The organism is Methylomonas sp. Uni0009 (genome assembly GCF_054188105.3).
Genome location: NZ_JBTAFN010000001.1, coordinates 3,476,165 through 3,491,014 on the forward strand (window position 1 = coordinate 3,476,165; position 14,850 = coordinate 3,491,014).

The 14,850-nt window shown below is 52.4% G+C and carries 15 protein-coding genes; 10 read left to right on the top strand and 5 right to left on the bottom strand.

Going from position 1 to position 14,850, the window contains the following annotated elements; translation table 11 throughout:
- Positions 1-368: 368 nt before the first annotated feature.
- A complete protein-coding gene (locus ACWAU0_RS16145; protein ID WP_458137260.1) occupies positions 369-1,445 on the top strand; it encodes a PA0069 family radical SAM protein in 1,077 nt (358 codons plus the stop codon).
- Between the two features lie 7 nt (positions 1,446-1,452).
- Here the strand turns inward: ACWAU0_RS16145 and ACWAU0_RS16150 are convergent, their stop codons facing one another.
- The 4 genes from ACWAU0_RS16150 to ACWAU0_RS16165 all read right to left on the bottom strand — a co-directional run bounded on the left by ACWAU0_RS16150 (position 1,453) and on the right by ACWAU0_RS16165 (position 4,267).
- On the bottom strand, positions 1,453-1,824 hold the full coding sequence (locus tag ACWAU0_RS16150; RefSeq protein WP_458137261.1) for a hypothetical protein: 372 nt from the start codon (positions 1,822-1,824) through the stop codon (positions 1,453-1,455).
- Positions 1,821-2,183: a NifB/NifX family molybdenum-iron cluster-binding protein gene (locus ACWAU0_RS16155; protein WP_458137262.1), complete on the bottom strand. Its 363-nt coding sequence runs from the start codon at positions 2,181-2,183 to the stop codon at positions 1,821-1,823. Before ACWAU0_RS16155 ends, ACWAU0_RS16150 begins: the two co-directional genes overlap by 4 nt.
- Positions 2,184-2,339: 156 nt before the next feature.
- Positions 2,340-3,734, bottom strand: a complete 1,395-nt coding sequence (locus ACWAU0_RS16160) for a DUF6513 domain-containing protein (RefSeq protein WP_458137263.1) — start codon at positions 3,732-3,734, stop codon at positions 2,340-2,342.
- Entirely contained in the window at positions 3,731-4,267 is a 537-nt protein-coding gene (locus ACWAU0_RS16165; RefSeq protein WP_319962445.1) for a flavoprotein, read from the bottom strand. Before ACWAU0_RS16165 ends, ACWAU0_RS16160 begins: the two co-directional genes overlap by 4 nt.
- A 226-nt stretch (positions 4,268-4,493) precedes the next feature.
- Between ACWAU0_RS16165 and ACWAU0_RS16170 the strand changes: the two genes are divergently transcribed.
- Positions 4,494-6,095 (top strand): MinD/ParA family ATP-binding protein, encoded by a 1,602-nt coding sequence (locus tag ACWAU0_RS16170; protein ID WP_458137264.1) that lies wholly within the window; start codon positions 4,494-4,496, stop codon positions 6,093-6,095.
- Positions 6,096-6,104: 9 nt separating this feature from the next.
- Here the strand turns inward: ACWAU0_RS16170 and ACWAU0_RS16175 are convergent, their stop codons facing one another.
- A complete protein-coding gene (locus tag ACWAU0_RS16175; protein ID WP_458137265.1) occupies positions 6,105-6,806 on the bottom strand; it encodes a ComFC family protein in 702 nt (233 codons plus the stop codon).
- 70 nt (positions 6,807-6,876) lie between these two features.
- Here ACWAU0_RS16175 and bioB point away from each other — a divergent pair, with 70 nt between their 5' ends.
- The 8 genes from bioB to ctaD all read left to right on the top strand — a co-directional run bounded on the left by bioB (position 6,877) and on the right by ctaD (position 14,765).
- Complete coding sequence (gene bioB / locus ACWAU0_RS16180; RefSeq protein WP_458137266.1) at positions 6,877-7,866, top strand: biotin synthase BioB; 990 nt, start codon at positions 6,877-6,879, stop codon at positions 7,864-7,866.
- Entirely contained in the window at positions 7,866-9,026 is a 1,161-nt protein-coding gene (bioF, locus tag ACWAU0_RS16185; RefSeq protein WP_458137267.1) for an 8-amino-7-oxononanoate synthase, read from the top strand. The genes bioB and bioF overlap by 1 nt, the downstream gene beginning before the upstream one ends.
- Complete coding sequence (gene bioH / locus ACWAU0_RS16190) at positions 9,023-9,784, top strand: pimeloyl-ACP methyl ester esterase BioH (RefSeq protein ID WP_319962450.1); 762 nt, start codon at positions 9,023-9,025, stop codon at positions 9,782-9,784. The genes bioF and bioH overlap by 4 nt, the downstream gene beginning before the upstream one ends.
- Complete coding sequence (gene bioC, locus ACWAU0_RS16195; protein ID WP_458137268.1) at positions 9,781-10,569, top strand: malonyl-ACP O-methyltransferase BioC; 789 nt, start codon at positions 9,781-9,783, stop codon at positions 10,567-10,569. Before bioH ends, bioC begins: the two co-directional genes overlap by 4 nt.
- Entirely contained in the window at positions 10,566-11,261 is a 696-nt protein-coding gene (gene bioD, locus ACWAU0_RS16200) for a dethiobiotin synthase (RefSeq protein ID WP_458137269.1), read from the top strand. Before bioC ends, bioD begins: the two co-directional genes overlap by 4 nt.
- A 54-nt stretch (positions 11,262-11,315) precedes the next feature.
- Complete coding sequence (locus ACWAU0_RS16205; RefSeq protein WP_033156576.1) at positions 11,316-11,711, top strand: bacteriohemerythrin; 396 nt, start codon at positions 11,316-11,318, stop codon at positions 11,709-11,711.
- Between the two features lie 253 nt (positions 11,712-11,964).
- On the top strand, positions 11,965-13,095 hold the full coding sequence (gene coxB, locus ACWAU0_RS16210; RefSeq protein ID WP_033156575.1) for a cytochrome c oxidase subunit II: 1,131 nt from the start codon (positions 11,965-11,967) through the stop codon (positions 13,093-13,095).
- A gap of 53 nt (positions 13,096-13,148) precedes the next feature.
- Complete coding sequence (gene ctaD, locus ACWAU0_RS16215) at positions 13,149-14,765, top strand: cytochrome c oxidase subunit I (protein ID WP_033156574.1); 1,617 nt, start codon at positions 13,149-13,151, stop codon at positions 14,763-14,765.
- Positions 14,766-14,850 lie beyond the last annotated feature (85 nt).

Consider the following 14,850-nt stretch of genomic DNA (forward strand, 5'->3'; position numbering starts at 1 on the left):
TTAAATACCGTTCGCCTTCATGTTCTTGACGGTTATGAAGCTTGGATTTTTCTCGCGGTCGGTGCTCCCCTTTCAATAGTTAGCTCCCTGCCAGAATGAGTGTGCTAGTGAGGCCGTTTTGATAGCAACCGACGTTACTGTCGATTTGGCAGCAGATAACTTGAATTAAACCCGGTGGTATATTTGGTTAGCGGCTTTTTCGTCGTTTGTCTGGCCCTCGTCTGATGAGTGTTCAAGAGCGGATGTAAGATTAGACGCTGAGCCGGTAAAGCCAAATTCGGGTGGCAAAATCTGTGCGACTATCTGGAGATTGGCGCGTGCTGGGTATAATCCCTTTGCCCAGTTATCAATTGCTTGAAGATGATGCTATGCCTAAGTCATTAATTTACAAAGGTCGCGCCAGTATCAGTAATGCAGTCGGTCGGTTTGAAAAATTGAACAGGCAGGCTGAAGACGACGGCTGGGGCTGTTTGGATGCAGCGTTGCCGCCGTTGCCCACCGAAGTCATTATCGATAGCAGCAAATCGGTGATTACCTATAACGATTCGCCGGATATTCCGTTTGATCGGTCGATAAACCCGTATCGCGGTTGCGAGCATGCTTGTATTTATTGCTTTGCCAGGCCGACCCATGCCTACTTAGGCTATTCCGCCGGGTTGGATTTCGAGAGCAAAATTCTGGTTAAGCCTGACGCTGCACGTTTGTTGCGCGAAGAGTTGGCCAAACGCAGTTATCGTTGCGCGCCGCTGGCCTTGGGAACCAACACCGATCCTTACCAACCGCTGGAACGGCAGCAGCGCATCATGCGGCAAATTTTGGAGGTGTTGGCAGAGACGCGGCACCCGATTAGTATCGTGACCAAGTCGGCGTTAGTCGAGCGCGACATCGATCTTTTAGCGCCGATGGCGGGGCAAGGTTTGGTCTCGGTTTATCTTTCAATTACGACGCTGGACAGAACACTGGCGCGCGCTCTGGAGCCGCGCGCCGCCGCGCCGCAACGCCGTTTGGAGGCGGTCGCCCGCTTGCGGGAAGCCGGGATTCCGGTTGGCGTGATGCTGGCGCCTTTAATCCCTGTTCTCACCGATTACGAACTGGAAAGCATCGTCAGCGAGGCTCATAAGGCTGGTGCGCAAAGTGTGCAATACATCCTGCTACGCCTGCCCTTGGAAACGGCGGATTTATTTGCAGAATGGCTGCAACAAAACTACCCGCTAAAAGCCGAGCATGTGATGGATCGAGTCAGGGACAGCCGCGGCGGCAAAGCCTATGACGCGGCTTTTCATCAACGCCAAACGGGCAGCGGCAGTTACGCCGATTTGCTGGCGCAGCGTTTCAAGCTGATTACCAGAAAGCTGGATTTAACCGGTTCTCTACCAGCATTGCGCAGCGATTTGTTTCGTCCACCAAACTTAGGCGGACAGCTGAGTTTCGATTTTTTCGATTGAACGCGACTTAGGCTTCCGTATCTTCTATATCCCCGCGCTCCAGCAAGCCTTGCTCGCGGATCATCGCTTTAAAGCCTTTCATCACCGGCCGGGAAATAGCGGTTTCCGCCATCAGGCGTTTTTCGTAAATCAGATTTTTCAGGGCTTCGTCGTCTTCATTGGCGCGGGCCGTCGCGATCAATGGATGTAGATCGGCTTGCAGCAGTTGCCCCGGCAGGTGTTTGACGCAGTCATAGAGTAGCGCCATCACCACTTTTTCAGTAGGCCTCATTTTGCATTTGCCGTCGATGATTTTCAGCATCACCGTCACCGCGCAATCGACGTGAATCGGACTGAGTGGGTGATCGTTCACCCATTGCTGAACGTGATCGGGCGTCATCCGATCTCCTCGCCGGCTGCGGTGCGCTTGGCATAGTCCAGCAAGGATTCTTCAACCGCCGCATAGGCGTATTCAGAAACCGCGCGCACGCCGATAGCATGGACTTTGGCGGTGGGGCCGTCGCCGATACGCGCCACGAACACTGCGTAACAGTCTTTAATGGTTGCCAAAATGCCGGGCATTGCGGACTCGTCGGTATGCTGGCCCAGGCAGTAATTGGCCACTTCGCGGGTTTCTAATAATTCGCAACTGGCTTCGGAGACGCTATACACGGAAAACTTCGTGGCATGGCCGAAATGTTCGTTGATGGAAATGTTGTCCTTGGTGGCGACCGCCAGTTTTAACGGAAACTCGGGCATGTGCGAGGGCTCGTTCGGGTGAATGGGATTTAGCCAAGAAACAAGCAAGACCAATACCAAATGAACTGAGGCCGAAATAGCGGGGGTTTGGCGAGACTAACGCAAAGCCGGATTGAGGCTTTGTCGAGTTTACGACAAGCGCAATCGACAAACGGCTTAGTCTTCGTGCTTTTTTAAGGTGTTGCCGGCGGGTTTGAAGGTATGTAAATCCACCGCCGGCTCGGTGTCTTGCGCGGCGCAGCCCCAGCTCAATTGCTGATCCTGGGTAAAGCGCTTGCCCAATTGCCAGGCTATCTCGGCTCGGGCCAGTTCCACGCCCAGATAAAAAGCATGGCCGCCATCGGTTTCTACCTGCAACTTGGGGTAAAAATCAAACGGGTCGAGCGCGGTGTGCAGGCCATCGCGGTTAAATACATGAATGCCGTCGCTGCTGACCTGAATGCGGTAGCTGGGGTCTTTAATTTCCGCGGCCAAACTTTCGATTTCCTCGCGGCTGTTCAAAAACGGCGAGCTGTCATGCACGGTCAGCAAATCCGGCGCGATATGCTTGGGCAGGGTATTGTGCTGCTTGGCGGTGTACATGATGCGGCGGGCGCTGTCGGCTTCCTTGATGGCGCGGCGTGCGTGTTTACTGACTTCAGTAGCCAGAATATGGTTGATATTCAGCTCCGAGCATATCCCCAGCAACATGGCGTTGATGCCGGAGGTGTCGGCGTGGGTCAGTTCGGTGAGATTGCCGACGCCCATCATCATTTCTACGTCCGGATAGCGGCGGCGGAACTCATGATTGCGGACAATGGAGTCGGTGAAACCAAAGTGAATCGGGTCAAGGATGGGATCGACGATGAAGGCGCGGTTTTTTGCGCTCAAGATTTCGATGGCTTTATCCAGCGTACTTAGGTCGCCGTGAGTTTCCGGAATCAGAATCGGCGTGGTCGCCACTTCGTCGGCAATCCACAGGCTTTTGGTGGTCAAGCTGAGCATGTAATCGGCCCCAGCCTGGCCGCCGGCCAGCAGATCGGCGTCTTCCAAGGAGTCGATGCTGACGGTAAAGCCCTCCTGCTTTAAGGTGCGGATGCACTCGGTCAGATGCGGAAACGGCGTGCCGGGCAGAAAGCCAATGTCGATCACATCCGCGCCGTTGGCTTGGTAGTAATAAGCGCGCTCGACGACTGCCTCGACGCTGATGCTGGGCGCGTCGGTAATTTCCGCGAAAATTTTGGTTTGGTATTGGCTGAGGTCGTAATGCTGAGCGGCCAGGCCAAAATGCTGCGGCAAGTCCTTGATTTCCTCCGGACCGCGTTCGAATGGCACACCAAAGTGTTGTGCTAATCCGTAAAGATCGCCGCGGCAACGGCCTGGTAAAATCACTCTGTCAGCGCCTTGCGCGTCTGGCAGCCGGCGGATGATCATGTCGCTGGTAATCAACGCCGCCACCGTTACGCCCATCACATACACCTTGTATTGAAAGTCGGGCTGCATTTTTTCCAAAACTTGCCGGACTTGTTTCTCCGCCAGCCGGCCGGTGATGAACAGGATGCGTTCGGTCATAGACTGGCCAATCGCGTGTTGACGGCGACGATTAGCTGCTCGACATCATCGACCACTTGGGTGTAAGGAAAGCTGCGGATTTTGTCGGTGGCTTCCAGGTCGATTGGGCGCGGATAGACCATGAACTTTTTCTTGCCGGGCGCGGTGGTTTCAATCTCCGGCTGGGTGTCGCAAGGGTAAACGATGCTGGGCACGCGGCATTTGCCGGCCTGGGAATACAGGTTAGTGACCAACGAATCGGCGATGCCCAACACGCATTTGGCGATGGTATTGGAGGTAGTGGGGGCCATGACAAAGGTGTGGTAATAACCTTTATAGAACAAACCAACCGGTGGCGCCGAGGCGGCTTTATCCCGATATACCGCCATCTTGGCGCGGATGTCGTCCAGGCGAATACCGTACATTTTCAAGACTTCCTCGCCGGCCTGACTCAAATACAAATCAACATTATCCAGCGTCAGCATGTATTCAAGACATTCTTCTATATAGTGTCCGGAGCCGGTAATAGCCCAGGCGAGACGCGGTGTGGTCATGGCATGTGTAGTCGTTTTGTGGACAGAGCATTATACGTGAAGACGGTGGCTAATCGACCATTCGCCGGCGATACGATCCGGGCTGTCGCTTATGTGTCGACATTTACAATTTGGTTTGTTGTATGAATTCATGAATTTATAAGATTGGGCTTACAATATTGCCCGAATTCGGCTGGTTTGGTTTGCCGATCTATACGCGACCTAAACAGCCTATTTCATTGCCATCATGGACAGTTTATATATCTCAGAACAGGGCCCTTCAAAACCGCACATTATCGTGTTTGCCGGTGCCAAGAGCGGCGTCGGTAAAACCAGTGTGGTGGCTAATGTAGCGGCGGCAATGGCATTGCGTGGCAAGCGGGTCTGCGTAGTCGATGTCGATACCGGCTTGTCCAATATCATTACTTTGCTCGGGCTGCGGCCGGCACATCGCTTGGAGCAGGTGTTACGCGGTGAAAAGGCCATTGCTGAGGTGTTGCTGAAAACCGGCGACGGTGTTGGCGTCGTGTCAGCTGCGCATCTAATGGGTGGTGTGCCGGTCTCCGCCGAGCAGACACATAGGCTGGCGGCTGCGTTGGCGGATCTGGAAACGCAATTCGATTATTTTTTGATCGACACGGCTGCGATGCATACCGAAACGCTGTTGCGCTTTATCGAATTGGCGCAATCAACTTTTTTAGTGGTCAGCGGTGATCCTGCGGCGCTAACCGATGCCTTTGCGCTGCTGAAGTCTTTGAATACCCGCCAGTATACGGGCAGCCTGCGCGTCGTGGTCAATCAGGCCCTGGATTACCCGGCTGCGACCGATACCTATCGGCGGTTTGCCGCCGTGGCGGAAAAATGCTTGAAATTGAAAGTGGAGTACGGCGGCTTTGTGATTCGCGACGAGAATCTGCCCAAAGCCGTGGCTTTACAGATGTCGGTAGTGGATTTGGCCGTCAATTCCCCGGCCAGTCGCTGTTTGTTGGCCTTGGCGGACAATATTATCAAGCACATCGGGTGCGAAACCGCAGGTACCGGGTTGGTGGAGTACTGGCAAAGGCTGTTAAGCGCTACGCCGACCAGGCAAAATGTGGGTGATGATGCCGATGCTGAGCAGGTTAACGCGCTAAGTCCTGCTGATAGAGCGGAAATGAGTATCAGTGAGTTGAGTCGGAGGTTGTTGTTGGCGATGAAGCAGCAACTGCTCGATCAACCGGCGCTGGAACGCTTTATCGGCGAATTTGTAGAAACCTACTGCGAGCAATTCGGCCGTTTTCCGAATGCCTTCAAGCCGCTGTTTTATCGCTGGCTGGAAACCGAAAATTATGCCGAGCCCAGATTGATTGAATTGGTAGCGACGCTGGAGGCTTTGCATGCGATGCGTTATCAACGGCCAATGTTCAGCCTGGAAGAAAATGCGGCGCGATTGGTGGCGCAGCTACAAGGACAGCAAGAACAGCATAAAAACTTGGTGGAACAATTATGCGCGGCTTATCGGCAGGCTTTTCACACTGAGGTATTCGATGCCGAGCAGGTGTTGCTGGAACGCATGCAGGCCGAGGATTTCACCGAACAGCATTTCGAAGAATTGCTGCAAAAATTGCGGGACGGCTTTCAGACCCGCTTTAAACGGCCTTACCAAAGTCGGCACGAGTTGGCGCTGGCGTCGGCGGTCGAGGCTTTAAATGTCATGGGCGTCGATCAACACAATCTGCAGGATGAAATCACTATGCTGATGCACGGGTTTCAACTGCTCGGTTCGCGGCGGGAAAAGTTGCTGGCTGCTCTCAACACCTTGCAAAATTCTGGTTTGCCACTCACCGCCTCGGCCGTCCAGGATAATTGAGATTCCGTTTCAGGCGCGGGCGCAAACCCAGACGTCGACCTTGCTGACTCCGGCTTGTTTTAGCGTAGCAGCCAGCGCCGAGGCAGTCGCGCCCGTAGTCATGACATCATCGATAATCGCGATATGTTGAAAAGTCAGGGGCTTGATAATCTTGAAAGCCAAACGCATGTTTTTCCGGCGCTGCTTGGCCGGTAAGCCGGTTTGGTGGCCGGTATCGCGCTGGCGAACGCAGCTATGTAAATCCAGTGGTATACGGAGTTGCCGGGACAAATGCCGGGCGATTTCTATCGATTGGTTGAAGCCGCGCTGCCGATAGCGCTTGGGATGCAGTGGTACCGGTAACAGACAATCCGGCAATTCGGCACTTTCCGCGATATGCTCGGCTAGCAGGGCCGCGATTAAGCGGGCGTTTTTGTAATCGTTGGCAAACTTTAATTGGCCGATCAAATAGCGCATCTGGCTTTGGTATAAAAACGGCGCATAGGTCTCGTCGAAGGCCGGCGATTTTTTCAGGCAGCGGCCACAGAGTTGCGGCATATCAATCGCGGTCTCGAAATGTTCTCCGCAACGGTAGCAGCACGAAAGATTGCGCGGCAGGTCGGTCAAGCAGCCCAGGCACAAATCTAAATCGCCGTATCCCGGGCTTGCGCATAACACGCAACGTGGCGGCAGCAATTTCTTCTGTATAATGTTCAGCCAGTTGTTTACCATAATTTTAAATACAGGTTGATGAGTCGGTGTCCGACGCCGGTTTTGTCCTCACTTTTCGGAGATTATCAGAATGTCTGCAAGCCAGAAACCCTTGGAATCAACGGCCACCATCCGTCACGATTGGCAATTACACGAAGTCGAAGCTTTGCTGGCGCTACCCTTTAACGATTTGATTTTTCAGGCGCAAAGCGTGCACAGGGTGTATTTCGATCCCAACGAGATCCAGGTGAGCAGTTTGTTAAGCATCAAGACCGGTTCCTGCTCCGAGGATTGCGGCTATTGCCCGCAAAGTGCGCGCTACGACTCCGATTTAAATCCGGAAGCTTTGATGCCGGTTGACGCCGTCTTAAAAGCCGCGAAGCAAGCCAAGGAGCAGGGCGCGTCGCGGTTTTGCATGGGTGCGGCTTGGCGTAGTCCGAAGGACAGAGACATCGAAAGAGTCGTGGAAATGGTGCAGGGCGTGAAAGCGCTGGGTATGGAAACTTGCGTAACGCTAGGTATGCTCAGCGATAAGCAGACCCAAGCCTTGAGGGACGGCGGCCTGGATTATTACAACCACAATCTGGACACCTCCGAAGATTACTATTCCGAAATCATCACGACCCGTACTTATCAGGACCGTTTGGATACGCTGGAAAGGGTACGTGATGCCGGCATCAATGTATGCTGCGGAGGGATAGTTGGAATGGGCGAATCGCAAACTGACCGCGCCAAATTGTTGTTGCAACTGGCGAATATGCCCAAGCACCCGGAAAGCGTGCCTATCAATATGTTGGTGCAGGTGGAAGGTACGCCATTGCACGGCACCGAAGCGCTGGATCCTATCGTGTTTGTGCGTACCATCGCCGTGGCCAGAATTCTAATGCCGCAGTCGCGGGTACGCCTGTCGGCTGGCCGCAAAGCAATGAGCGACGAGATGCAGGCTTTGTGTTTCCTGGCCGGCGCCAACTCGATTTTCTATGGTGATAAACTGCTGACCACCGATAACCCGATGACTAACCACGACCAGCAATTGTTCGAACGTTTGGGCGTTAAAATGGGCGGTTCCAGCTACGCCTAATGGCCAATAATTTCTACGACTTTGCCGGCCAGCTGCGGCAGCTGGAGCGCGATAACCTATATCGGCGCCGCAGGGTAGTCGATGGTCCGCAAGGCATTACGCTGAATGTCGATGGCCGGCAGCTAATCAATTTTTGCAGTAACGACTATCTGGGGCTGGCTAATCATCCTGAGGTTGCTACAGCGTTTAAAGCTGGTGTTGATCGCTTCGGAGTTGGCAGCGGTTCTGCGCATCTGATTTGCGGTCACAGTAGCGCGCATCATGGTTTGGAAGAAGAATTGGCGTCCTTTACCGGTCGGGAGCGAGCCTTGCTATTTTCGACCGGTTATATGGCCAATCTCGGCGTGATTTCGGCATTGTTGGGTCGCGGCGATACAGTGCTGGAGGACCGTTTGAATCACGCTTCTTTGTTGGACGGCGGTTTGTTGTCACGGGCGCGTTTTCAGCGCTATCGGCATGCCGATTGTGAAGATTTGCAGACTAAGCTCGCTGCTGCTTCCGGCAAGGCTCTGGTGGTCAGCGACGGTGTATTCAGCATGGACGGCGATTTGCCGCCATTGCCCGCCATGGTTGAGTTAGTCAAACAGCATCATGCCGGCTTACTGATCGATGATGCCCATGGTTTTGGTGTGCTCGGTAAAAACGGCGGCGGCGTTGTCGAGCATTTTGGTTTGAGTCAGGATGACCTACCCATTTTGATTGGGACTTTGGGCAAGGCATTTGGGACCTTCGGCGCCTTCGTGGCCGGTTCCGAGGATTTGATCGAGATGCTGATTCAAAAAGCTCGGAGTTATGTCTTCACCACCGCCTTGCCGGCGGCTGTGGCCGAGGCGACTCGCGCCAGTTTGCGGGTGTTGCAAAGTGAGTCGTGGCGCCGCGAACAGCTGCAAAACTTAATCGGGCGTTTCCGAAAAGGTGCGCAGCAACAAGGCCTGCAACTGATGGATTCTTTTACCGCGATTCAACCTGTTCTAATTGGCGACAGCGGGCAAACCGTGGCGGCTAGTCAGCGTTTGCTGGAGCAAGGATTTTGGGTCAGTGCGATCCGGCCGCCGACCGTGCCGGCCGGCAGTGCGCGCTTGCGGATCACTTTTTCCGCCAATCACACAGAACAGCAGGTCGATGCGTTACTGTATGCATTGGCCAAGGCTTTGCCATGACCGGTATTCATAGAGAAATATACGGCCGGGGCAGACCGCTGGTCATGCTGCACGGTTGGGCGATGCATAGCGGCATTTGGCGCGAATTTGCCAGGCAGCTGGCTCGGCATCGCCAGGTGATTTGCCTGGATTTGCCCGGTCACGGCCGCAGTGCCGGTTTGGATGCATATGACCTGTCGGCTATTACGTCCGCTTTATTCGATGCGATTCCGGTCAATCGCTTTAGCGTGTTAGGTTGGTCGCTGGGCGCGACGGTGGCTTTGGATATGGCGGCGCGCTGTCCGGACCGAGTGCAGTCGCTGTTCTTGTTATCAGGCAATCCGAAGTTTGTTAAGACTGCCGATTGGCCGGGAGTGAGGCCGGAGGTGTTGGATGGTTTTGTCGCCCAGCTTAGCGATGACACGAAATTGACCTTGCAGCGCTTTTTGAGTTTGCAAGTGCAGGGCTTGCCTGAGAGTCGGCAGTTATTGCAGCAATTGCGCTTGGCAGTACATGAGTGCGATGCGCCAGCGCGCGATGCGTTGCAGGGTGGTTTGCAAATTCTGAAAAATAGCGATTTGCGCAAGTCCGTGGTGGGCTTGCACTGTCCGACCACGGTCATGCAAGGCGATAAAGATACTTTGATTCCGGTACAAACCGGGCAAGCTGTAAAAACTTTAAATACGCGCGTCAAACTACATCTCCTCGCAAATGCCGGACATGTGCCTTTTTTATCGCACGCCCAGCAGTTATGCGACATCGTTGCTGCGGCTGAATGAGTTTTGCCGTGTTGGATAAAGCCAAGATTAGGCATTCGTTTGCAGCGGCGGCTGGGAGTTATGATTCGGCGGCGATGTTGCAACGCCAGGTGGGATTAGTCCTGCTGCAAAAATATCCGTTGCAATCCGCAACGGGCTGGGTGCTGGATATTGGGTGTGGCACCGGTTTTTTGACGCGATGTTTGCCGTTAGATGGTCTGAATCAGTCTTGTTTGGCATTGGATATTGCATTGCCCATGCTGCAAGCGTCGCGACGGAACAACGGTGCTGTATCGGTAGAATATGTTTGTGCCGATGCCGAAAAACTACCTTTTGCGGATAACAGTCTGCAACAAGTTTATTCGAATCTGGCTTTGCAGTGGTGTCAGGACTTGTCGGCGGTATTTGCCGATGTGCGGCGATTATTGCGTCAGGATGGGCAGCTGGTATTTTCAACCTTCGGTCCGGAAACCTTAAAAGAATTGAAAGCCGCTTGGACCGGTGTCGACGACTTTGTTCATGTTAACGATTTTTATAGTGCGGGGCAGATTGGCGGTTTTTTAAGGGCTGCTGGTTTTGGGCGGGTTGATGTGGATACTGTGATGTATCGTTTATCTTACCCCACGGTACTGGCTTTGATGCATGAGCTAAAAGACCTGGGGGCGCATAATGTTAGCGATGCCAGAAATCGGCGACCCACCACCCGTTCGCAATTGCAGCGCATGATTCGGCGCTACGAGAACAGTATGGTAGGCGGTGAAGTAGTGGCCAGCTATGAAATTATTGTCGTGCGGGCAAGGTTATGAAGTCCGCATTCTTCATTACAGGTACGGATACGAACGTCGGCAAAACCTGGACGACGATTGCCTTGATGCGCTACCTGCAAATGCAAGGTTTGAGTACGGTGGGGATGAAGCCGGTGGCCGCCGGCTGTGAATGGCATGACGGGATGCTGAAAAATTCCGATGCGCTACTGATGCAGCAATACGCTTCGGTGCCATTGGAATACCGGGAAATCAATCCCTACGCTTTTGAAGCGGCAATATCCCCGCATTTGGCTTGCGGTGGTGTAGATGTTTCAGTGGATGTTGTTTCAGATGGATTTACCCGCTTACAACAACGGGCTGATGTGGTGCTGGTAGAAGGCGCAGGCGGTTGGTATTCGCCAATGAGCGGGGTTTTGGACAACGCCGGTCTGGCGCAAGCCTTGCGTTTGCCGGTGATTCTGGTGGTGGGTGTCAGGCTGGGTTGTATCAATCATGCGCGCTTGACTATGTCGGCCATACGCCAGGCCGGCTTGTCTTGTGCCGGTTGGGTGGCGGTGCAAATTGATCAGGCTATGCCGGGTTTTGACGGTAATCTAACGTATTTACGTGAGCGTCTGGATGCGCCTCTATTGGGGATTTTGCCGTTTTCGGCTGCCGGTGATTTTGAGTTGTTGGCGGCTAAATTGAGTTTGCCAAACTGGCAAAAAGTTGATGTAAATCAAAAAAAATGAAGGCCAGATGTTCAAAATGACGACTCCATTACAAAAACAACCAGGAGACGTTATATGGCTTTAATTACTTGGACTGCGGCTCAATATGGCACTAATGTCGGATTTGCCGACCAAGAGCACCAAACCTTGTTCGGTTTGCTGAATAAACTGTACGATGAAGCCACGGGCGGCGCCGCGCGCGCAACCGTTGGCGCTTCGCTGGATGCACTGATTGCCTATGTGGTTGATCACTTTGCTCACGAAGAAAAGGAAATGGTGGCAAAGGGCTTTGCTGGTTATGATAGGCACAAAGCCGAGCACGAAGCGTTGATCGGTATCTGCGCGGATTTACAGAAAAAATTTCATGCTGGCGAAGCCGAAGTAACCGAAGACGTGGGGCAATTGGTCAAAAGCTGGTTGGATAGCCATATTCCTAAATTCGACATGGCGTATTCTGAAGCATTGAAGTAATGACAGCATAAATCTGTCTCTATTACGCAACAAAAGGCTTGCGAGCAGTGATGCTCCCAAGCCTTTTTTATGTGTATTTTTTACAAACGGGAAAACCTCTTCTGGTTTGTGGGTGAGTCATGGGTTAAAATTGCCCAGTTAATTTATGATAATTATCAGTAAATGGAATTGTTCGCCGGTTAAAGGGTCTTGCGACGATATTACGAAGATATAACGCATACAAGTTTATAACTACCAATGGGGAGGCTGCTCCGTGAAGAAAACAAAGCAACTGCTCGCTTGTTTAGTCCTGATGGCTTTAGGCTTGGGGACTGCACATGCGGACTATACACTCAACCTGATGAAGGGCGTGACGCAACTCAGTAACGAGCTCTACGATTTGCACATGCTGATTCTGTGGATCTGCGTGTTTATTGGGATCGCGGTGTTCGGCACTATGTTTTACTCGATTTATCATCATCGTAAATCAAAGGGCCATAAAGCCGAGCAGTTTCATGAGAATACGACTGTTGAGATCATCTGGACCATCATTCCCACCCTGATTCTGGTGGGTATGGCGATTCCTGCCACCAAAGCCGTAATCGATTTGGACAAGGTGCAGGACTCAGAGATGAGCATTAAAGTCACCGGTAAACAATGGTATTGGGAGTATGAATACCTGGATAGCGGCGTGCATTTCGAAAGCCATTTAGACGAGGCCAGCGAAAAAACTCATAGGGTCAGTTCCATGGACCCGCGTAACGTGCCCAATTACTTGTTGAACGTGGACAAGCCGCTGGTGGTGCCGGTCGGTAAGAAAATCCGCTTTCTGTTTACTGCTGGCGACGTGATTCACTCCTGGTGGGTGCCTGATCTGGGCTGGAAAAAAGACGCCAACCCCGGTTTTATCAACGAAGCCTGGACTTCAGTTGATAAACCAGGCACTTACCGCGGCCAATGTACCGAGCTATGCGGTCGAGACCATGGCTTCATGCCTGTGGTGGTGGTGGCGATGGAACAGGATCAATACGACGCCTGGGTGAAAGCGACTCTGGAGAAACAGAACCAAGCACCTGATTTGAGCGACCAAACCCGTAACACGCTGATGGCAAAAGGTGAATCTGTTTATCTGAAAAACTGCGTGGCTTGCCACCAGATCGATGGTAACGGCATCTCCGGTTGGTTCCCCGCTTTGCGAGGCAGCGCGAAAGTCACCGGCAATATGGATCAGCTGATTGGTTTTATTCAGGCAGGTACGAGCAAAATGCCGGCCTTCAAAAAATTGCCGGATGACGAATTGGCCGAACTGATCACTTACATCAGAAACGCGCCGGCATTGGGTAACAACGTGGGTGATGAGATTCAGCCTAATAAAATCACACCTAAATGGGACGATGATGAGTAATTCACTGATTTTCGCAATGAACTCATTTTCTAATTTTTGCTGAGGTATAAAGTATGACTGCTGTCGTAGCTGAACATGATGATCATCACGATCACCACGATCACGGCCCTGAGAAGGGCGTTTTACGGTGGATATTTACCACCAACCACAAAGATATAGGCACCTTGTATCTGGTATTTGGCCTGGCAATGTTTTTTGTCGGTGGTGCCATGGCATTGGTGATACGCTCTGAATTATTCGAGCCAGGCCTGCAATTTGTCGATCCAAACTTCTTTAACTCCATGACCACCATGCATGCTTTGGTGATGGTGTTCGGCGCCGTCATGCCGGCGTTCGTTGGCTTGGCCAACTGGATGATTCCGATGATGATCGGTGCGCCGGATATGGCCTTGCCACGGATGAACAACATGAGCTTCTGGATGTTGGTGGCAGGCGTATTGTTGTTGGCCAGCACTTTGTTCATGGAAGGTGGCGCGCCATCGGGTGGTTGGACTTTTTATCCGCCCTTGGTTTTCCAAAACGGTAAATCCTTCCCGTTCGCTATTTTCTCTGTGCATTTGTTGGGTATCTCATCCATCATGGGTGCTATCAATGTGATCGCCACCATTTTTAATATGCGCGCGCCTGGCATGACCTTGATGAAAATGCCATTGTTCGTCTGGACTTGGTTGATCACTGCGTTTTTGTTGATCGCTATCATGCCGGTGTTTGCCGGTGCGGTAACTATGCTGTTGACCGACAAATTCTTCGACACCAGCTTCTTCGATGCAGCCGGCGGTGGTGACCCAGTGTTGTACCAACACATATTCTGGTTCTTCGGACACCCTGAAGTGTATGTCATGATTCTGCCGACCTTCGGTGTGGCGTCGACCATCATTCCGGTATTTGCCCGTAAGCCGCTGTTTGGATATGCCTCTATGGTGTATGCGACTGGTGCGATTGCCTTCTTGTCTTTCATCGTTTGGGCTCACCACATGTTTACCGTCGGTATGCCAGTCGCCGGTGAGTTGTACTTTATGTACGCCACCATGCTGATTGCGATTCCGACCGGCGTAAAAGTGTTCAACTGGACCGCTACGATGTGGAAGGGCTCTATGACCTTCGAAACACCGATGCTGTTTTCGATTGCGTTTGTGGTGCTGTTCACGATGGGTGGTTTCACCGGTTTGATGATGTCGGTAGCGCCGGTAGATTTTCAATACCACGATACCTATTTCATCGTTGCCCACTTCCACTACACCTTGGTGCCTGCGTCTATTTTCATTCTGATGGCTGCCGGTTATTTCTGGTTACCTAAATGGACCGGCAATATGTACAACGAGAAGATCGGCAAGCTGCATTTTTGGTTGTCAGCGGTATCGGTAAACATCTTGTTCTTCCCGCAACATTTCCTGGGTTTGGCTGGTATGCCGCGTCGTATCCCCGATTATGCGATTCAATTCGCCGATTGGAATATGGTGTCCAGTATTGGTGCTTTCATCTACGGTTTTAGCCAGCTGTTGTTTGTTTACATCGTCATCGACACCATCCGCGGTGGAACCGGCGAAAAAGTGAGTGACGAGGTTTGGGAAGATGCCAGCAAACACAGTCTGGAATGGACCGTGCCTTCGCCTGCGCCTTATCACACCTTCAGCACACCGCCGGCGAGAATCCCTACCGAGCATTTTTAAGGCTTGAAATGAGTGACTGAAATAAGCCATGTCATTTGACATGGCTTATTGGGTAATGAAATGGATACAAAAAAGAAAAACATTT